The 22,481-nt window shown below is 64.4% G+C and carries 1 protein-coding gene and 1 pseudogene; both read right to left on the bottom strand.

Annotated features, from left to right (window positions below; genetic code table 11):
• Window positions 1-136 precede the first annotated feature (136 nt).
• On the bottom strand, window positions 137-19,486 hold the full coding sequence (locus RX328_RS08600; RefSeq protein ID WP_410734053.1) for a non-ribosomal peptide synthase/polyketide synthase: 19,350 nt from the start codon (window positions 19,484-19,486) through the stop codon (window positions 137-139).
• 834 nt (window positions 19,487-20,320) lie between these two features.
• Window positions 20,321-20,575 (bottom strand): annotated as a pseudogene (locus RX328_RS43320) (formyltransferase family protein); the annotation flags it as partial.
• Window positions 20,576-22,481: the final 1,906 nt, after the last annotated feature.

Here is a 22,481-nt window from a genome sequence, read left to right as displayed (position 1 = left end):
CCACCTTAATCCAACGCATCACAACCGCGCCGGTGTCCCCACCCCCGCGATTACCCTATGTAATTGTAAGATCGGCTTAGCGCTTACACCCGATCACCTGCGACACCGCATATTCGGGTGGCCGAGCGCCTGTGATTCAAGCTCCCAAATTGGGGTTTAAGGCCGCTGATATGGATCGAGCCAGAACTCGGCGGTTCTCTGGAGCACTCATCATCGTCATGTGGTTGCCTGGAATTGGCACAGCATGAATGGCCGCTGCACTCAAAACTTGGTCCCAACCGCGTATGGGTGAACTGGCCTCTGTGGCATAAAACTGATGTATTTCAACTGGCAGGGATGGAACTTGGTATAACTGCAGCGCCCTTTGAAATTGGGCAATTCTTGCACACCTCAAAGCGTCAATTTCGAGATCATGATCTAGAGATAGCGCCCCAAGTTGCTGCGCCTTTTCAAGCAACTGGGCAACTGAACATTGTCTAGCAAAGTGCTCCAACACTTCGAACCGCTCATCATCCAAGGGCTTGAGAGACTCTAGCACCATTTCTAGTACTATTTGGGCTGGCGACATGCTCAATGGATTTGCAGGTAACGTAACATCGATGAAAGCCATGAATGACACAGTTTCATCGAGGCTTAGTAAGCGCTGGGCAATTGCGTAGGCCAAGAATGCCCCTGAGGAATATCCGGCGAAGCGATATGGGCCTTGCGGCTGAATCTCTTTGATCGCCGAGATTAGTTGCGAGGCTATCGCCTCAAGAGTTGGCGAACAAAGTTCATCGAAGGACGGCCATGGCAGAGCATAGACAGGACAATCTATGTCCATTTCTTTGACCAAACTGACGACATAGGAACAATCCCCCAAACCTGTGGGAACAAAGAAGAGTGGCGGTTGCGATCCCGTTACACGAACGGATAGCACTCCAGCTGCATTGCGGTGCGGCTGCTGCAACTCAACCTTCGACGTAAGTTTCTTCAAAACAGGGGCTTGGAAGAGGTCGGCGGCGCTGAGCTTCAGCCCAAGATCGAGCGCTCGACTGAGCAACCGCACCGCCAAGAGCGAGTGGCCGCCCAGCGCGAAGAAGTGGTCGTTCCGTCCGACCCGCTCAACACCCAGAAGCTCGGCCCAGATCGTCGCCAGCGCCGTCTCGATCTCGCCTTGCGGCGCCTCATAGGCGGCGCGCGCATACGCCTCATCCTTAGGCGCCGGCAGGCCCTTGCGGTCGAGCTTGCCGTTCACCGTCAAGGGCAGCGCCGCAAGGTGCACAAACGCCGACGGCACCATGTAGTCCGGCAGCCGCGCACTTAAGTGCGTGCGCAACGTGCCGGCAAGTTCGCTTCCATCCAGCGAACCGGCCGCAGGCGCGCACACCACATAGGCGACCAGCCGCTGCTCGCCGCCGCGGTCCTGGCGCGCCACCACCACCGCGTCGCGCACCGCGGCGTGCTCGACGAGCCGCGCCGCGATCTCGCCCGGCTCGATCCGGAAGCCGCGGATCTTCACCTGGTCGTCGTTGCGGCCCAAAAACGCCAGATTGCCGTCCGGCAGATAGCGCGCAAGGTCGCCGGTGCGGTACATCCGCGCCCCAGGCTCAGTGCTGAACGGATCGGCCAAAAACCGCGCCGCGGTCAGCTCGGGACGGTTCAGATAGCCCCGCGCCACCCCCGCGCCGCCAATGTAAAGCTCCCCCACCGCCCCAAACGGAACAGGCGCGCCATCACCATCCAGCAGATAGATCCGCGTGTTCGCGATCGGGCGGCCGATCGGGATGTTCGCAGATACAGCCATTTCTGTCGGAACGTCATAAAAGATACAACCGACAACTGTTTCGGTTGGGCCATATTCATTCACCATTCGGGCCGTGGGCTGGATCTTGCGCCACAACTCAACTGTTGAATGCGACAGCGCTTCACCGCCGATAATAAATGATTCAACTTGGCTGGCAGCGGGGTCCGCCAGCATCTGTTGCCCAAGAGCATCCAGATGGCTCGGGGTGATCTTGATTGTTCCGCATTCCGCGCTGATCTTTGCTTTTAACCCCTCGACCTCTTGTCCCTCCATCATAAGATCTGCATGGCCACCACAGATCAAAGGTGCAAACAGGCTGGTAACTGTTGCATCAAAGGCCAGAGGAGAGGAGACCACGGAGGATGATCTGGAATCGTAGGCATGACAGGCCCAGCACAGATAATTTGTCAATCCCCGATGCTCGACCATGACACCCTTGGGCGTTCCGGTGGATCCCGAGGTGTAGATCACATAGGCGAGATGGCGCGAGGTCAGACCGAGGGCGCGCGGGTCCGGGTTCGCGGCCGGCAGCTGCGCCCACGCCGGGGTCGGCGTCTCCAGGTCGACCACCGTCAGATCGAGTAGCGCATCGCCGCCGAGCGCCGATCGTCCCGCCGCATCGGCCAGCAGCAGAGGCGGCGCCGCATCGTTGAGCACCTGGTGCAGCCGCGCCGACGGATAGGCCGGATCCAGCGGCAGATACGCCCCGCCCGCCTTGAGGATCGCCAGCAGCCCGACCACCATCGCGATGCTGCGCTCAAGGCAGATCGCCACCGGCTGGTCCGGCCTCACTCCGAGCCCGATCAGGTGGTGCGCCAGCCGGTTCGCCCGCGCATTGAGCTCGTCATAGCTTAAGCGCTGGTCCTGATAGACCACCGCCACCGCATCCGGCGCCTTGCGGACCTGCGCCTCGAACAGCTCATGGATGCACTGCTGCTCGGGATACGGCGCCGCCGTCCGGTTCAGCTCCTCCAACAGATACGCGCGCTCAGCGGACGGCAGGATATCCAGCTCGCGCACCGGCGTGTTCGGCGCCTGCTCCAGCGCGTCGGCCAGTTGCTCGAGCGCGCGCTGCATGTAGCCGCAGACCCGATCCGCGGAGACGGGCTCCGCCACCTGCGCCGTCAGACCGAGCGCCTCGCCAAAATCATCCACCGACAGGGTCAGCGGATAGTTGGTGCGTTCCTCCCCGCCCAGCCATTCCACGCCGCCCAGCCCAGCATCCGGTCCGCAAGCGAGCGCCGGCGCGGTGTGGCGGTAGTTCAACAGCGCGCTGAACAACGGCGCCGGCGCCGCAACGCCGCTGCAGCGTTGCGCCAACGCCAGCGAGGCATGCTCGTGCGCCAGCAGCTCGGCCAGCCGGGCGTGGGTGGTCCGCACGCTCGCCTCGACCCCGGTGCCGTCCAGATCAAGCCGCAGCGGCAGCGTGTTGATGAACAGGCCCATGGTGCGGTCGGCACCCGCGCCGCCATGCATGCGGCCAAACAGCACCGTGCCGAACACCACCTGCTCGCGGCCGCTGCTGCGCGCCACCACCTGTCCCCACGCCAGATGGCACAGGCTGGCCAGGCTCACCCCAAGCCGCCGCGCCTGGCTGCGCAATCGCGCGTTGAGCGCCTGCGGCAGCCTCCGATGCGCCTCATGAACCCCGCAGCCGTCGCCGTGGACCTCGCTTAAGCCAAACGGCGTGGTCGGCGCATCGATGTCCCCCAGCAGTCCCCGGAAGAACTCTTCATGCGCTTTGGTACCAACGCCCAGGCGCGCCTGCGCCACCAGGTTGCGGAACGGCTGCGGGGCGGCCAGCTCATGGTCGCGCCCGCCGAGCACGGCCTTAACCTCGGCATGCATCACCTCCAGCGTCGTGTGATCCCCGATCAGATGATGCTGCAGCTGCAAGAGCAGCCAGCGCGCGCTGCCGGGCTCGCGCGCGATCACAAACCGCAACAGCGGGGCCCGGCCAAGATCGATGCGGTGCTGGCGCGGATCAAACCTCAGTCTGAGCTGCGCGTGGCCAGGACCGCCGGAGCCATCCAGCTCGACCTCGGTCACATTGAGTGGCGCGTTCCGCCACACCACCTGGGCCGCGCGCGACAGGCCCTCCCAGACAAACGACGTCCTTAAGATGTCGTGCCGGTCCACCACCCGCTGAACCGCGGCAAGATAGCGGTCCAACACGCCACGGTCGGCAAACGCCATCTGCGACACCAGCAGGTACGGATCGCCTTGGCGGGCCAACAGATGATGGAACAGGATGCCGTCCTGCAGCGGCGACAAGGCATAAATATCCTGGATGTTGCCGACGCCGCCGGGCACCGTGGCGAGGATCCGATCGATCTCTCCCTGCGTCAGCTCGATCAGCGGCAGCATCTGCGGCGTGATCGAGCGGCTCTCTGCCGTGATCAGGTTGGCCGGCACCGCCACCTCGTGATGACTGCGCAGGCTCGCGGCCAGATCCGCCAGCACCGGCCTGGCGAACAAAGTCCGCACCTCCACCCCCAGCGACAGCCGCCGCAGACGCTCGATCAGCTGCACCGCCAAGAGCGAGTGGCCGCCCAGCGCGAAGAAGTGGTCGTTCCGTCCGACCCGCTCAACACCCAGAAGCTCGGCCCAGATCGTCGCCAGCGCCGTCTCGATCTCGCCTTGCGGCGCCTCATAGGCGGCGCGCGCATACGCCTCATCCTTAGGCGCCGGCAGGCCCTTGCGGTCGAGCTTGCCGTTCACCGTCAAGGGCAGCGCCGCAAGGTGCACAAACGCCGACGGCACCATGTAGTCCGGCAGCCGCGCACTTAAGTGCGTGCGCAACGTGCCGGCAAGCTCGCTTCCATCCAGCCCATCCGAGCCCGCCTCGGACGCGCACACCACATAGGCGACCAGCCGCTGCTCGCCGCCGCGGTCCTGGCGCGCCACCACCACCGCGTCGCGCACCGCGGCGTGCTCGACGAGCCGCGCCGCGATCTCGCCCGGCTCGATCCGGAAGCCGCGGATCTTCACCTGGTCGTCGTTGCGGCCCAGAAACGCCAGATTGCCGTCCGGCAGATAGCGCGCAAGGTCGCCGGTGCGGTACATCCGCGCCCCCGGCTCAGTGCTGAACGGATCGGCCAAAAACCGCGCCGCGGTCAGCTCGGGACGGTTCAGATAGCCCCGCGCCACCCCCGCGCCGCCAATGTAAAGCTCCCCCACCGCCCCAAACGGAACAGGCGCGCCATCACCATCCAGCAGATAGATCCGCGTGTTCGCAATCGGACGGCCGATCGGGACAACGGCCCCATCAAAATTATCCGGGCAGCTCCACGCTGTCACGTCGATCGCAGCTTCCGTCGGACCGTAGAGATTATGCAGGCCAGTCCAAGGCAGTACGCGCCGAACCTTGTGCAAGCTGGCGGCAGGAAGCGCCTCGCCACTGCACAACAGGCGCTGCAGCGATGTGCAGCGATCAACCCCCTTCGCATCGATAAAGCTGACCAGCATCGATGGTACGAAGTGTGCCGTGGTGATGCGTTGGCTGATGATCAAGTCCACCAATGCATCGGGGTCTTTGTGCGCATCCGGAGGCGCCAGCACCAGGGTCGCCCCTTCAAGCAGCGTCCAGAAGAACTCCCAGGCCGAGACATCGAAGCCAAATGGCGTCTTCTGCAACACGACATCAGTTGCCTTGAGACCATAGGCTCTTTGCATCCAGATCAGCCGATTGATGATGGCCCGATGCTCATTCTGTGCCCCCTTGGGCGTTCCGGTGGATCCTGAGGTGTAGATCACATAGGCGAGATGGCGCGAGGTCAGGCCGAGGGCACGCGGGTCCGGTTTCGCGGCCGGCAGCTGCGCCCACGCCGGGGTCGCCGTCTCCAGGTCGACCACCGTCAGATCGAGTAGCGCATCGCTGCCCAGCGCCGATCGTCCCGCCGCATCGGCCAGCAGCAGAGGCGGCGCCGCATCGTTGAGCACCTGGTGCAGCCGCGCCGACGGATAGGCCGGATCCAGCGGCAGATACGCCCCGCCCGCCTTGAGGATCGCCAACAGCCCGACCACCATCGCGATGCTGCGCTCAAGGCAGATCGCCACCGGCTGGTCCGGCCTCACTCCGAGCCCGATCAGATGATGCGCCAGCCGGTTCGCCCGCGCATTGAGCTCGTCATAGCTTAAGCGCTGGTCCTGATAGACCACCGCCACCGCATCCGGCGCCCTGCGGACCTGCGCCTCGAACAGCTCATGGATGCACTGCTGCTCGGGATACGGCGCCGCCGTCCGGTTCAGCTCCTCCAACAGATACGCGCGCTCACCGGACAGCAGCTCAATCTGCGCGACCGGCTGCCCTGCATCGGCCACCATCCCCCGCAACAGCGCCAGCAGATAGCTACGCTGCCGCTCGATCGTCCTCTGATCGAACAGCGCCGTGGCATAACCCAGCGTTCCGGCGATGACCGCGCCATGCTCGCGCAGGCTCAGCTCCAGATCGAACTTGACCTGATCGAACCCGTCCGCCGCAGCCTCCACACTCAACCCAGGAAGATCGAACGACGCGACGGCGTTGTTCTCCCAGGCCAACATCACCTGGAACAGCGGCGTGTGATCCAGCGATCGTGGCGGCTGTACAATCTCCACCACCTGCTCAAACGGCAGGTCCTGATGCTCCTGCGCTCCTAAGGCCGTGCGCCGCGTCCGCTGCAACAGCTCTGCCACGCTCGGCGCGCCCGACAGGTCCAGCCGAAGCGCCAGGGTGTTGACGAAGAAGCCGATCAACTCGTCGATCTCGCGCCGGCCTCGATTGGCGCTCGGCGCCCCGATCACAAGGTCGTCCTGCCCCGACAGATGCGACAGCACTGCAGCCCAGGCCGCCAGCACCGTCATGAACAACGTCGTGCCATGCTGCCGGCTCAGCCGCTTCAAGTCCCACGTCAGATCCGCATCGATGACAACAGGCACAGTGGCCCCGGCAAACGACTGCTGGGGTGGCCGCGGCCGGTCCATCGGCAGCGACAGATCGGCCGGCACGCCAGACAGGGAGTTGCGCCAATACTGCGCCTGGCCCTGCAGCCGCGCGCCCGAGAGCCACCGTCGCTGCCAGGCGGCATAATCCGGATACTGGACCGCAAGCGGCGGCAGCGGATCGTCTTCTCCGGCCAAGAACGCCCGGTACAGCTGACTGAGCTCACGCACCAAGATGCCCAGCGACCAGCCGTCCGAGACGATGTGATGCTGGGTCAGCAGGAACACGTGCTCCTCATCCGACATCCGAACCAGCCGCCCGCGGATCAGCGGGCCACGCGCGAGATCGAACGGCGTGCGCGCCTCTTCACGGCACAGCTCCAAAAGCGCGGCGTCCGCATCTCCCCGGGCGCGCAGATCATGCTCCGTGACGGGCAGCCCCGCATCCTTCGGCAGAACCTCGACCCGAGGCTCACCCTCTGAGGCGACAAAGACACTGCGCAGCGCCTCATGCCGTGCCAGCAACCGGTCAAGGCTGCGCTGCCAGACGCTGCGGTCGAGCGCACCTTGCAGCCGCCACGCCAGCGGCATGTGATAGCTCGTGCTGCCCTGATCCAGCTGCGCCAAAAACCACAGCCGCTGCTGCGCAAACGACAACACGAGCGGCGCATCACGCGACACGGCCACAATGGCCGGGAGGTCTTGCGGACCGCGGCGGCTCATCATCTCGACCACGCTTTCCGCCAGATCGGCCAGCACCGGTTTGGCAAACAGCCTCGTCAGCGGCAGTTCGACACCAACAGCCTGCGACAGCCGGCTTGAGAACTGCACCGCCAAGAGCGAGTGGCCGCCCAGTTCGAAGAAGTGGTCGTTCCGTCCGACCCGCTCAACACCCAGAAGCTCGGCCCAGATCGTCGCCAGCGCCGTCTCGATCTCGCCTTGCGGCGCCTCATAGGCGGCGCGCGCACACGCCTCATTCTCCGGCGGGGGCAGCGCCTTGCGGTCCAGCTTGCCGTTCACCGTCAAGGGCAGCGCCGCAAGGTGCACAAATGCCGACGGCACCATATACTCGGGCAACCGCGCACCTAAGTGCGTGCGCAAGGTGGCGGCAAGTTCAGCCCCCTCAGCTTCGCCGGCGTGCTCGGCAGTCGTAACGACATAGGCGACCAGCCGCTGCTCGCCCGCGCGGTCCTGGCGCGCCACCACCACCGCGTCGCGCACCGCGGCGTGCTCGACGAGCCGCGCCGCGATCTCGCCCGGCTCGATCCGGAAGCCGCGGATCTTCACCTGGTCGTCGTTGCGGCCCAGAAACGCCAGATTGCCGTCCGGCAGATAGCGCGCAAGGTCGCCGGTGCGGTACATCCGCGCCCCAGGCTCAGTGCTGAACGGATCGGCCAAAAACCGCACCGCGGTCAGCTCGGGACGGTTCAGATAGCCACGCGCCACCCCCGCGCCGCCAATGTAAAGCTCCCCTACCGCCCCAAACGGAACAGGCGCGCCATGACCGTCCAGCAGATAGATCCGCGTGTTCGCGATCGGGCGGCCGATATGCGGCACAATGTCGACGAAAAGCCGTCCCGAGGTCGCCACGACCGTCACTTCAGTAGGGCCGTAGTTGTTTACTAGCTTGAGAGCCGCTGGTAGAGGCGCAGGCACACGCTGGAGACGATCCCCGCCAACAAGCAAGTACTCCAATGTGGGATTTACCAGCTTATCTTCTAACGCGATCGTGGCGAGCGGCGTGATCAAAAAGGCGGAGTCCAGCGATTGATCACGCCACCATTGCAGCAAAAGGAGAGAATCTCCTGCCGGCGCTCTGGGCGGGAGCAGCAATGTGCTGCGGTTACATAACGCAGACCATAGCTCCCAAGTGCTGGCATCGAATGCTACTCCAGCCGTGAGCGCACAGCAGGTTTCGGGTTGCGGACAAAACGTTTGCACATGCCATGCTATAAGATTGACCAATCCCCGATGCTCGACCATGACGCCCTTGGGCGTTCCGGTGGATCCCGAGGTGTAGATCACATAGGCGAGATGGCGCGAGGTCAGACCGAGGGCGCGCGGGTCCGGGTTCGCGGCCGGCAGCTGCGCCCACGCCGGGGTCGGCGTCTCCAGGTCGACCACCGTCAGATCGAGTAGCGCATCGCCGCCGAGCGCCGATCGTCCCGCCGCATCGGCCAGCAGCAGAGGCGGCGCCGCATCGTTGAGCACCTGGTGCAGCCGCGCCGACGGATAGGCCGGATCCAGCGGCAGATACGCCCCGCCCGCCTTGAGGATCGCCAGCAGCCCGACCACCATCGCGATGCTGCGCTCAAGGCAGATCGCCACCGGCTGGTCCGGCCTCACTCCGAGCCCGATCAGGTGGTGCGCCAGCCGGTTCGCCCGCGCATTGAGCTCGTCATAGCTTAAGCGCTGGTCCTGATAGACCACCGCCACCGCATCCGGCGCCTTGCGGACCTGCGCCTCGAACAGCTCATGGATGCACTGCTGCTCGGGATACGGCGCCGCCGTCCGGTTCAGCTCCTCCAACAGATACGCGCGCTCAGCGGACGGCAGGATATCCAGCTCGCGCACCGGCGTGTTCGGCGCCTGCTCCAGCGCGTCGGCCAGTTGCTCGAGCGCGCGCTGCATGTAGCCGCAGACCCGATCCGCGGAGACGGGCTCCGCCACCTGCGCCGTCAGACCGAGCGCCTCGCCAAAATCATCCACCGACAGGGTCAGCGGATAGTTGGTGCGTTCCTCCCCGCCCAGCCATTCCACGCCGCCCAGCCCAGCATCCGGTCCGCAAGCGAGCGCCGGCGCGGTGTGGCGGTAGTTCAACAGCGCGCTGAACAACGGCGCCGGCGCCGCAACGCCGCTGCAGCGTTGCGCCAACGCCAGCGAGGCATGCTCGTGCGCCAGCAGCTCGGCCAGCCGGGCGTGGGTGGTCCGCACGCTCGCCTCGACCCCGGTGCCGTCCAGATCAAGCCGCAGCGGCAGCGTGTTGATGAACAGGCCCATGGTGCGGTCGGCACCCGCGCCGCCATGCATGCGGCCAAACAGCACCGTGCCGAACACCACCTGCTCGCGGCCGCTGCTGCGCGCCACCACCTGTCCCCACGCCAGATGGCACAGGCTGGCCAGGCTCACCCCAAGCCGCCGCGCCTGGCTGCGCAATCGCGCGTTGAGCGCCTGCGGCAGCCTCCGATGCGCCTCATGAACCCCGCAGCCGTCGCCGTGGACCTCGCTTAAGCCAAACGGCGTGGTCGGCGCATCGATGTCCCCCAGCAGTCCCCGGAAGAACTCTTCATGCGCTTTGGTACCAACGCCCAGGCGCGCCTGCGCCACCAGGTTGCGGAACGGCTGCGGGGCGGCCAGCTCATGGTCGCGCCCGCCGAGCACGGCCTTAACCTCGGCATGCATCACCTCCAGCGTCGTGTGATCCCCGATCAGATGATGCTGCAGCTGCAAGAGCAGCCAGCGCGCGCTGCCGGGCTCGCGCGCGATCACAAACCGCAACAGCGGGGCCCGGCCAAGATCGATGCGGTGCTGGCGCGGATCAAACCTCAGTCTGAGCTGCGCGTGGCCAGGACCGCCGGAGCCATCCAGCTCGACCTCGGTCACATTGAGTGGCGCGTTCCGCCACACCACCTGGGCCGCGCGCGACAGGCCCTCCCAGACAAACGACGTCCTTAAGATGTCGTGCCGGTCCACCACCCGCTGAACCGCGGCAAGATAGCGGTCCAACACGCCACGGTCGGCAAACGCCATCTGCGACACCAGCAGGTACGGATCGCCTTGGCGGGCCAACAGATGATGGAACAGGATGCCGTCCTGCAGCGGCGACAAGGCATAAATATCCTGGATGTTGCCGACGCCGCCGGGCACCGTGGCGAGGATCCGATCGATCTCTCCCTGCGTCAGCTCGATCAGCGGCAGCATCTGCGGCGTGATCGAGCGGCTCTCTGCCGTGATCAGGTTGGCCGGCACCGCCACCTCGTGATGACTGCGCAGGCTCGCGGCCAGATCCGCCAGCACCGGCCTGGCGAACAAAGTCCGCACCTTCACCCCCAGCGACAGCCGCCGCAGACGCTCGATCAGCTGCACCGCCAAGAGCGAGTGGCCGCCCAGTTCGAAGAAGTGGTCGTTCCGTCCGACCCGCTCAACACCCAGAAGCTCGGCCCAGATTGTCGCCAGCGCCGTCTCGATCTCGCCTTGCGGCGCCTCATAGGCGGCGCGCGCATACGCCTCATCCTTAGGCGCCGGCAGGCCCTTGCGGTCGAGCTTGCCGTTCACCGTCAAGGGCAGCGCCGCAAGGTGCACAAACGCCGACGGCACCATGTAGTCCGGCAGCTGCGCACTTAAGTGCGTGCGCAAGGTGCCGGCAAGTTCGCTTCCATCCAGCCCATCCGAGCCCGCCTCGGACGCGCACACCACATAGGCGACCAGCCGCTGCTCGCCGCCGCGGTCCTGGCGCGCCACCACCACCGCGTCGCGCACCGCGGCGTGCTCGACGAGCCGCGCCGCGATCTCGCCCGGCTCGATCCGGAAGCCGCGGATCTTCACCTGGTCGTCGTTGCGGCCCAGAAACGCCAGATTGCCGTCCGGCAGATAGCGCGCAAGGTCGCCGGTGCGGTACATCCGCGCCCCCGGCTCAGTGCTGAACGGATCGGCCAAAAACCGCGCCGCGGTCAGCTCGGGACGGTTCAGATAGCCCCGCGCCACCCCCGCGCCGCCAATGTAAAGCTCCCCCACCGCCCCAAACGGAACAGGCGCGCCATCACCATCCAGCAGATAGATCCGCGTGTTCGCAATCGGACGGCCGATCGGGACAACGGCGCCATCAAAATCAGCCGGGCAGCTCCACGTCGTCGCGCAGACTGTTGCTTCGGTTGGTCCATAGGCGTTGACAATAGATGCTGCAGGCAGGGCTCGGATAAGTTCGGCCTTCGGGAGCTCTCCAGCAAGAACGAGAAGTTGCGACGCCAAATATTCCAGATGCTGGCTTCCCTGAAGCAATGCTGGAGGCAACGTCGCATGCGTGATGGCTTCGTTTCGCAGATAGTCCGATAGCTCTTTGGTCGATTGACGGATCTCACCCGCAGGCAAGTGCAAGGCGGCTCCTGAGCCAAACGCCATGACAAGCTCTGAAACACTTGTATCAAAACCAAAGGAGGCGAACTGCACCACTCTACTGTTGGAACAAGCGCCAAAAAGCACATTCTGAGCCAACTCCAGATTGACCAATCCCCGATGCTCGACCATGACGCCCTTGGGCGTTCCGGTGGATCCCGAGGTGTAGATCACATAGGCGAGATGGCGCGAGGTCAGACCGAGGGCGCGCGGGTCCGGGTTCGCGGCCGGCAGCTGCGCCCACGCCGGGGTCGGCGTCTCCAGGTCGACCACCGTCAGATCGAGTAGCGCATCGCCGCCGAGCGCCGATCGTCCCGCCGCATCGGCCAGCAGCAGAGGCGGCGCCGCATCGTTGAGCACCTGGTGCAGCCGCGCCGACGGATAGGCCGGATCCAGCGGCAGATACGCCCCGCCCGCCTTGAGGATCGCCAGCAGCCCGACCACCATCGCGATGCTGCGCTCAAGGCAGATCGCCACCGGCTGGTCCGGCCTCACTCCGAGCCCGATCAGGTGGTGCGCCAGCCGGTTCGCCCGCGCATTGAGCTCGTCATAGCTTAAGCGCTGGTCCTGATAGACCACCGCCACCGCATCCGGCGCCTTGCGGACCTGCGCCTCGAACAGCTCATGGATGCACTGCTGCTCGGGATACGGCGCCGCCGTCCGGTTCAGCTCCTCCAACAGATACGCGCGCTCAGCGGACGGCAGGATATCCAGCTCGCGCACCGGCGTGTTCGGCGCCTGCTCCAGCGCGTCGGCCAGTTGCTCGAGCGCGCGCTGCATGTAGCCGCAGACCCGATCCGCGGAGACGGGCTCCGCCACCTGCGCCGTCAGACCGAGCGCCTCGCCAAAATCATCCACCGACAGGGTCAGCGGATAGTTGGTGCGTTCCTCCCCGCCCAGCCATTCCACGCCGCCCAGCCCAGCATCCGGTCCGCAAGCGAGCGCCGGCGCGGTGTGGCGGTAGTTCAACAGCGCGCTGAACAACGGCGCCGGCGCCGCAACGCCGCTGCAGCGTTGCGCCAACGCCAGCGAGGCATGCTCGTGCGCCAGCAGCTCGGCCAGCCGGGCGTGGGTGGTCCGCACGCTCGCCTCGACCCCGGTGCCGTCCAGATCAAGCCGCAGCGGCAGCGTGTTGATGAACAGGCCCATGGTGCGGTCGGCACCCGCGCCGCCATGCATGCGGCCAAACAGCACCGTGCCGAACACCACCTGCTCGCGGCCGCTGCTGCGCGCCACCACCTGTCCCCACGCCAGATGGCACAGGCTGGCCAGGCTCACCCCAAGCCGCCGCGCCTGGCTGCGCAATCGCGCGTTGAGCGCCTGCGGCAGCCTCCGATGCGCCTCATGAACCCCGCAGCCGTCGCCGTGGACCTCGCTTAAGCCAAACGGCGTGGTCGGCGCATCGATGTCCCCCAGCAGTCCCCGGAAGAACTCTTCATGCGCTTTGGTACCAACGCCCAGGCGCGCCTGCGCCACCAGGTTGCGGAACGGCTGCGGGGCGGCCAGCTCATGGTCGCGCCCGCCGAGCACGGCCTTAACCTCGGCATGCATCACCTCCAGCGTCGTGTGATCCCCGATCAGATGATGCTGCAGCTGCAAGAGCAGCCAGCGCGCGCTGCCGGGCTCGCGCGCGATCACAAACCGCAACAGCGGGGCCCGGCCAAGATCGATGCGGTGCTGGCGCGGATCAAACCTCAGTCTGAGCTGCGCGTGGCCAGGACCGCCGGAGCCATCCAGCTCGACCTCGGTCACATTGAGTGGCGCGTTCCGCCACACCACCTGGGCCGCGCGCGACAGGCCCTCCCAGACAAACGACGTCCTTAAGATGTCGTGCCGGTCCACCACCCGCTGAACCGCGGCAAGATAGCGGTCCAACACGCCACGGTCGGCAAACGCCATCTGCGACACCAGCAGGTACGGATCGCCTTGGCGGGCCAACAGATGATGGAACAGGATGCCGTCCTGCAGCGGCGACAAGGCATAAATATCCTGGATGTTGCCGACGCCGCCGGGCACCGTGGCGAGGATCCGATCGATCTCTCCCTGCGTCAGCTCGATCAGCGGCAGCATCTGCGGCGTGATCGAGCGGCTCTCTGCCGTGATCAGGTTGGCCGGCACCGCCACCTCGTGATGACTGCGCAGGCTCGCGGCCAGATCCGCCAGCACCGGCCTGGCGAACAAAGTCCGCACCTTCACCCCCAGCGACAGCCGCCGCAGACGCTCGATCAGCTGCACCGCCAAGAGCGAGTGGCCGCCCAGTTCGAAGAAGTGGTCGTTCCGTCCGACCCGCTCAACACCCAGAAGCTCGGCCCAGATTGTCGCCAGCGCCGTCTCGATCTCGCCTTGCGGCGCCTCATAGGCGGCGCGCGCATACGCCTCATCCTTAGGCGCCGGCAGGCCCTTGCGGTCGAGCTTGCCGTTCACCGTCAAGGGCAGCGCCGCAAGGTGCACAAACGCCGACGGCACCATGTAGTCCGGCAGCTGCGCACTTAAGTGCGTGCGCAAGGTGCCGGCAAGTTCGCTTCCATCCAGCCCATCCGAGCCCGCCTCGGACGCGCACACCACATAGGCGACCAGCCGCTGCTCGCCGCCGCGGTCCTGGCGCGCCACCACCACCGCGTCGCGCACCGCGGCGTGCTCGACGAGCCGCGCCGCGATCTCGCCCGGCTCGATCCGGAAGCCGCGGATCTTCACCTGGTCGTCGTTGCGGCCCAGAAACGCCAGATTGCCGTCCGGCAGATAGCGCGCAAGGTCGCCGGTGCGGTACATCCGCGCCCCCGGCTCAGTGCTGAACGGATCGGCCAAAAACCGCGCCGCGGTCAGCTCGGGACGGTTCAGATAGCCCCGCGCCACCCCCGCGCCGCCAATGTAAAGCTCCCCCACCGCCCCAAACGGAACAGGCGCGCCATCACCATCCAGCAGATAGATCCGCGTGTTCGCAATCGGACGGCCAATCGGGACAACGGCCCCATCAAATCCAGCTCGATAAAACCAAGCTGTCGCGTCAATCGTCGCCTCAGTAGGTCCATAGAGGTTGACAAGTGCCGTCGATGCCAATCGCAGCCATTTAGTGGCTAACCCGTTTCTGAAGAGCTCTCCACCACAGAATATGTAGCGTAGATAATCGATTTCCTTTTGCTCAACGTCAGTGATCCCAAGCAATGCTGAAAGAAGCGACGGAACCAATTGCAGAACCGTCACTCGGTACTTACCCAGCAGACTCAAAATTGTTCGAATATCTAGTTGCCGGTCGAGAGGAAGAAGAATTGAACGTGCCCCGATCGACAAAGGTGTCCATAGCTCCCAAACCGCAGCATCAAAAGAGGGGGAGGTTCGCTGCAAGAAAATGTCGTGGGCAGCGAACTGGAATCGATCCGCCTGCCAGATTGTATGATTGACCAATCCCCGATGCTCGACCATGACGCCCTTGGGCGTTCCGGTGGATCCCGAGGTGTAGATCACATAGGCGAGATGGCGCGAGGTCAGACCGAGGGCGCGCGGGTCCGGGTTCGCGGCCGGCAGTTGCGCCCACGCCGGGGTCGCCGTCTCCAGGTCGACCACCGTCAGATCGAGTAGCGCATCGCCGCCCAGCGCCGATCGTCCCGCCGCATCGGCCAGCAGCAGAGGCGGCGCCGCATCGTTGAGCACCTGGTGCAGCCGCGCCGACGGATAGGCAGGATCCAGCGGCAGATACGCCCCGCCCGCCTTGAGGATCGCCAGCAGCCCGACCACCATCGCGATGCTGCGCTCAAGGCAGATCGCCACCGGCTGGTCCGGCCTCACTCCGAGCCCGATCAGGTGGTGCGCCAGCCGGTTCGCCCGCGCATTGAGCTCGTCATAGCTTAAGCGCTGGTCCTGATAGACCACCGCCACCGCATCCGGCGCCTTGCGGACCTGCGCCTCGAACAGCTCATGGATGCACTGCTGCTCGGGATACGGCGCCGCCGTCCGGTTCAGCTCCTCCAACAGATACGCGCGCTCAGCGGACGGCAGGATATCCAGCTCGCGCACCGGCGTGTTCGGCGCCTGCTCCAGCGCGTCGGCCAGTTGCTCGAGCGCGCGCTGCATGTAGCCGCAGACCCGATCCGCGGAGACGGGCTCCGCCACCTGCGCCGTCAGACCGAGCGCCTCGCCAAAATCATCCACCGACAGGGTCAGCGGATAGTTGGTGCGTTCCTCCCCGCCCAGCCATTCCACGCCGCCCAGCCCAGCATCCGGTCCGCAAGCGAGCGCCGGCGCGGTGTGGCGGTAGTTCAACAGCGCGCTGAACAACGGCGCCGGCGCCGCAACGCCGCTGCAGCGTTGCGCCAACGCCAGCGAGGCATGCTCGTGCGCCAGCAGCTCGGCCAGCCGGGCGTGGGTGGTCCGCACGCTCGCCTCGACCCCGGTGCCGTCCAGATCAAGCCGCAGCGGCAGCGTGTTGATGAACAGGCCCATGGTGCGGTCGGCACCCGCGCCGCCATGCATGCGGCCAAACAGCACCGTGCCGAACACCACCTGCTCGCGGCCGCTGCTGCGCGCCACCACCTGTCCCCACGCCAGATGGCACAGGCTGGCCAGGCTCACCCCAAGCCGCCGCGCCTGGCTGCGCAATCGCGCGTTGAGCGCCTGCGGCAGCCTCCGATGCGCCTCATGAACCCCGCAGCCGTCGCCGTGGACCTCGCTTAAGCCAAACGGCGTGGTCGGCGCATCGATGTCCCCCAGCAGTCCCCGGAAGAACTCTTCATGCGCTTTGGTACCAACGCCCAGGCGCGCCTGCGCCACCAGGTTGCGGAACGGCTGCGGGGCGGCCAGCTCATGGTCGCGCCCGCCGAGCACGGCCTTAACCTCGGCATGCATCACCTCCAGCGTCGTGTGATCCCCGATCAGATGATGCTGCAGCTGCAAGAGCAGCCAGCGCGCGCTGCCGGGCTCGCGCGCGATCACAAACCGCAACAGCGGGGCCCGGCCAAGATCGATGCGGTGCTGGCGCGGATCAAACCTCAGTCTGAGCTGCGCGTGGCCAGGACCGCCGGAGCCATCCAGCTCGACCTCGGTCACATTGAGTGGCGCGTTCCGCCACACCACCTGGGCCGCGCGCGACAGGCCCTCCCAGACAAACGACGTCCTTAAGATGTCGTGCCGGTCCACCACCCGCTGAACCGCGGCAAGATAGCGGTCCAACACGCCACGGTCGGCAAACGCCATCTGCGACACCAGCAGGTACGGATCGCCTTGGCGGGCCAACAGATGATGGAACAGGATGCCGTCCTGCAGCGGCGACAAGGCATAAATATCCTGGATGTTGCCGACGCCGCCGGGCACCGTGGCGAGGATCCGATCGATCTCTCCCTGCGTCAGCTCGATCAGCGGCAGCATCTGCGGCGTGATCGAGCGGCTCTCTGCCGTGATCAGGTTGGCCGGCACCGCCACCTCGTGATGACTGCGCAGGCTCGCGGCCAGATCCGCCAGCACCGGCCTGGCGAACAAAGTCCGCACCTCCACCCCCAGCGACAGCCGCCGCAGACGCTCGATCAGCTGCACCGCCAAGAGCGAGTGGCCGCCCAGCGCGAAGAAGTGGTCGTTCCGTCCGACCCGCTCAACACCCAGAAGCTCGGCCCAGATCGTCGCCAGCGCCGTCTCGATCTCGCCTTGCGGCGCCTCATAGGCGGCGCGCGCATACGCCTCATCCTTAGGCGCCGGCAGGCCCTTGCGGTCGAGCTTGCCGTTCACCGTCAAGGGCAGCGCCGCAAGGTGCACAAACGCCGACGGCACCATGTAGTCCGGCAGCCGCGCACTTAAGTGCGTGCGCAACGTGCCGGCAAGCTCGCTTCCATCCAGCCCATCCGAGCCCGCCTCGGACGCGCACACCACATAGGCGACCAGCCGCTGCTCGCCGCCGCGGTCCTGGCGCGCCACCACCACCGCGTCGCGCACCGCGGCGTGCTCGACGAGCCGCGCCGCGATCTCGCCCGGCTCGATCCGGAAGCCGCGGATCTTCACCTGGTCGTCGTTGCGGCCCAGAAACGCCAGATTGCCGTCCGGCAGATAGCGCGCAAGGTCGCCGGTGCGGTACATCCGCGCCCCCGGCTCAGTGCTGAACGGATCGGCCAAAAACCGCGCCGCGGTCAGCTCGGGACGGTTCAGATAGCCCCGCGCCACCCCCGCGCCGCCAATGTAAAGCTCCCCCACCGCCCCAAACGGAACAGGCGCGCCATCACCATCCAGCAGATAGATCCGCGTGTTCGCAATCGGACGGCCGATCGGGACAACGGCGCCATCAAAATCAGCCGGGCAGCTCCACGTCGTCGCGCAGACTGTTGCTTCGGTTGGTCCATAGGCGTTGACAATAGATGCTGCAGGCAGGGCTCGGATAAGTTCGGCCTTCGGGAGCTCTCCAGCAAGAACGAGAAGTTGCGACGCCAAATATTCCAGATGCTGGCTTCCCTGAAGCAATGCTGGAGGCAACGTCGCATGCGTGATGGCTTCGTTTCGCAGATAGTCCGATAGCTCTTTGGTCGATTGACGGATCTCACCCGCAGGCAAGTGCAAGGCGGCTCCTGAGCCAAACGCCATGACAAGCTCTGAAACACTTGTATCAAAACCAAAGGAGGCGAACTGCACCACTCTACTGTTGGAACAAGCGCCAAAAAGCACGATCTGAGCCAACCCCAGATTGACCAATCCCCGATGCTCGACCATGACGCCCTTGGGCGTGCCGGTGGATCCCGAGGTGTAGATCACATAGGCGAGATGGCGCGAGGTCAGACCGAGGGCGCGCGGGTCCGGGTTCGCGGCCGGCAGTTGCGCCCACGCCGGGGTCGCCGTCTCCAGGTCGACCACTGTCAGATCGAGTAGCGCATCGCTGCCCAGCGCCGATCGTCCCGCCGCATCGGCCAGCAGCAGAGGCGGCACCGCATCGTTGAGCACCTGGTGCAGCCGCGCCGACGGATAGGCCGGATCCAGCGGCAGATACGCCCCGCCCGCCTTGAGGATCGCCAACAGCCCGACCACCATCGCGATGCTGCGCTCAAGGCAGATCGCCACCGGCTGGTCCGGCCTCACTCCGAGCCCGATCAGATGATGCGCCAGCCGGTTCGCCCGCGCATTGAGCTCGTCATAGCTTAAGCGCTGGTCCTGATAGACCACCGCCACCGCATCCGGAGCCCTGCGGACCCGCGCCTCGAACAGCTCATGGATGCACTGCTGCTCGGGATACGGCGCCGCCGTCCGGTTCAGCTCCTCCAACAGATACGCGCGCTCAGCGGACGACAAGAGCCGAATTCGTCCTACCGGCTGCTGCGCATCGGCCATCACGGCACACAACAAATTCTGCAAATGCTGCGTCATGCGGTCGATCTGCTTGGGCGCCAAGCGACCTGCATCAAAGTGCCATCGAAAGCTCCCTTCCAGAGCGCAAACCTCAAACGTCAGCAAATCACCGGATAGGGGCGCCTCAAAACTCGGGCTTGCAAGATCACCAGCGGCAGACCCGCTATTTGCAGTAACCGTAACGCCAACCGGCCAGGGACGGCGCGATCGTAGCGCCTCACCGCCCCGCAACGTCGGGTAGCGCGCGATAAGATCCCGCGCAAAGCTATCGTGCTCCCTCAGCTGAGCACACTCGGCCGCCACCGCCCTGCGCACCTCTGCAAAATCATGACCGAGATCTATGATAATTTCCATTGGCACGACAGAAGCGACAAGCACCTCCACCGCCTTCACCCCGGCTCGCGATTCATTCGCTGGGGGAGTCCATCCCAATTGAAGCTCTGATTCTCCCGTGAGGCGGGCGAGATAGATCAGCCAAGCGCTCAGTATGTACTCGGTGCGATCATTGGGGGACAGCTCGGCCAAAGCACTTGGAATGAGCCACAAACTCGACTGCCATCTCGGGGGAGCCACAGCTTGTGGAGACGACAGAAAAGGAAGCTGCAATATTTTAGATTGCTCAAGCCGCTGTCGCCAGAAACTCTCCCGAGGCGCCAACATTTCATGTGTAACAGTTATGCTCCGCGCCTCGTCATCGCTTAGAATCGGGAGGCGATCGCCTACATTCAGATCGGAGTGCCTTGCAAGTGCCCGGGCGTCCAGAGTCTCACCATCTGAGCTGCCAAACCAGACATCAATATCTTCTGTGGCCGTCGCCACACGCCAGTGGCTCGGGTGGATTTCAACCAGGGAACCCGGCGAAAAGCCCGAGCGGGCAGACGACACCTCCAAGCACCTGACTGCGACAACGTCATCGCCCACAAGAGCCTTGGACAGACATAACGGATTGGAATGATACGGCCCAAAGTCTAAGGCGCGCGTTATCGCTGAGAGATCTTGCGCGGATCGATCCCATCGCAGACAGCCCGCCGCATCTGGACGTCGACGTCTCGAAAAGTAGCTTCTGTCCACTAGCGCCTGCGGACAGGTATTGAGCTCTCCATTCGCTAAACCAGTTAAAAGCTCTCGGAAGCCCTCGACTGCAGCCTCATAACATTTGAGGTTCAAGGTTAGCGCCGTATCAGTGGGCGCAATCAAGAGTTGGCGTTGAACAACCAGGTCACCCGTATCAACACCATCATCGATGCGATGCCACGTGACGGCATATTCGGTCTCTTGGGCCAGCAGCGCCCAAGACGTCGCATGAGTTCCTGCATACCGTGGCAACGGACCGTCGTGGTAGTTGAAAGCCCCTCGACGCACTCGCCCAAACACATCTGCTGGCAACATGAACGGATTGGCAACAGAAAATATCCAGTCCACCGGTTCGGTATTGAGCAGCATGGAGAGCTCTTCAACGCTCCCTACGCACAAGATATTGGCGCGAGCAGCCCAATCGCGGAATATGGCGTCGGCACTCAAGATTGCGCCGATGACGTGGCCCATCTCCATCGCTAGCTGAGCGCACCTAATCGCTAGCGTGCCACTACCAACAAAGACGGTAGAACCTATTGGTGAGGCTTCAGGTCGTTGCCCAGCCCAGTCGCCGAGTTCGCAACTCGACGAGGCCAACACACATGTGTCGCAATGTTCGTATTCCACCCCCATAGACGAAAACTCCTCGTGTGCCACGCGAGCCAGCACTTTCAATGGCCCCGCGATTGACTGCTCAACTCCGCAAAATCACGCGCAGTAGGATCTGCAACAACTAGCGACTTAAATGGTCGCATGTGACATGCCCGAGCGCTTCGCCACCAAATCTGAGCACGAGCAGAGATGCGCGCCAGCGCGCAGCGGAGGAAAGCCGGAGCCGTGTTCGCGCTCTGGTTAACTCGTCGTGCAGCCTGGGTAGCCCGAAACGGCGCGCAAAACCGACTAGAGACCTCACTCAGAAAATCCATCACCACCACTTTGCGACCTGATATCCATTAGGGAAGCCCGGTCGATAGTCGCAGCAATACGAGCACGCCCCGTTTCGGAGCGGCAGCAAGCCACTTCGTTCTGCCGGACTGTTGAGCGTCAAAACGCTGCTGGACCTTCGCTCCGAGAATGCCACTCAAACGTGAGTGTGAACAGACCTAGCACTATTATGGCCAAGTCATTGCCGGGAATCGAAGCGACATCAGAATGTGAGAAACCTCGCAACACCGCGCGTGCCACGGACTGCGGCAGCATCAGCATCGCACTGATCTGGATCAATCGAACAGGTTTCATCTGAACTCTTAGCCGAGGCGGCGAGATTGTGCTGTGACGCCCACCATCTTAGCAACTAGCGTGCCAAAGGATGTCCTCAAGATCTTCCTGACGAAAGAATGAGCTTCGCGCCTCGCTCGGGGAATACTGCCATCCAACTGTCGACCTTGGGACATTGACGTCTTGAAGCGGACAGAGCTCAAGATGCCAAGATGGACCGTCAATGGCGACAAGACCTCTCGTATCGAAGTCGATTGTCCTCAAGAATATCGATGGCCTTGTTGCGCTTGTGCGCGATGCCGGCTCAGATCCGTTCTTATGTGTCGGACGAGATGATGTGGCGGAGGCGCCCTAACGCCAGCCAGGTCCCGCCACGCCTGGATTCCTCCGCCACGTAATATTTCGTGCCTCTCGCGCGGACGCGGGATCCCCCTGCGCCGCAACGCCGGAGGGGCACAATGCTCAAGTTCTATTTTTCGTATCGCGGGCTGCTCATGCGCCTTCGTAACGGGGCGCTCGGCGCCGAGATGGATCGCATCGCGGGGTATTTTTTCTCGCTCGGTTACAAGCGAGCATCCGCTAAGCTTTATCTGAGCCGGATTGCGCGGTTCAGCCATTTTGCTGCAGCACATTGCGGTCATCTTGAATCATATTCGCCCCAAATCCGGAATCTGGAGGGTTCTGTGAGGTCGCGCTCACGCGAGGGCGCGGCAGGCGCTTATGACGCGACCTCATTGAAGCCGGATTGAACGAAGGCGCGGGAGGCTATGCGCGATTTTACGCTATGGGGATTGTTTGAGATCGCAAGGCCCGATCTGCTGGCTCGGCGCGTGAGGCAGAGACACGAGATGTGCGCATCGGGGAAGAGTTGAGACCAGACGCGCTTCGCCGGAGATCACGATAGACTTTTTGTTGCATCGGACGGTTGTTGTCGCGCAGTGTGACAGCACGGATTCGACATCGTCCGCGATGACGCTGGGAGCGGAATGACGAATGATGATCGTCGTGCACGGCATGACTTGGCTCTTCGAAGAGCACGGTATTGTACTGTGCTCAA

Source organism: Bradyrhizobium sp. sBnM-33, from assembly GCF_032917945.1.
GTDB lineage: Bacteria > Pseudomonadota > Alphaproteobacteria > Rhizobiales > Xanthobacteraceae > Bradyrhizobium.
The sequence above is the reverse complement of the archived record's forward strand: the minus strand, read 5'-3'. Positions and strand labels throughout refer to the sequence as shown.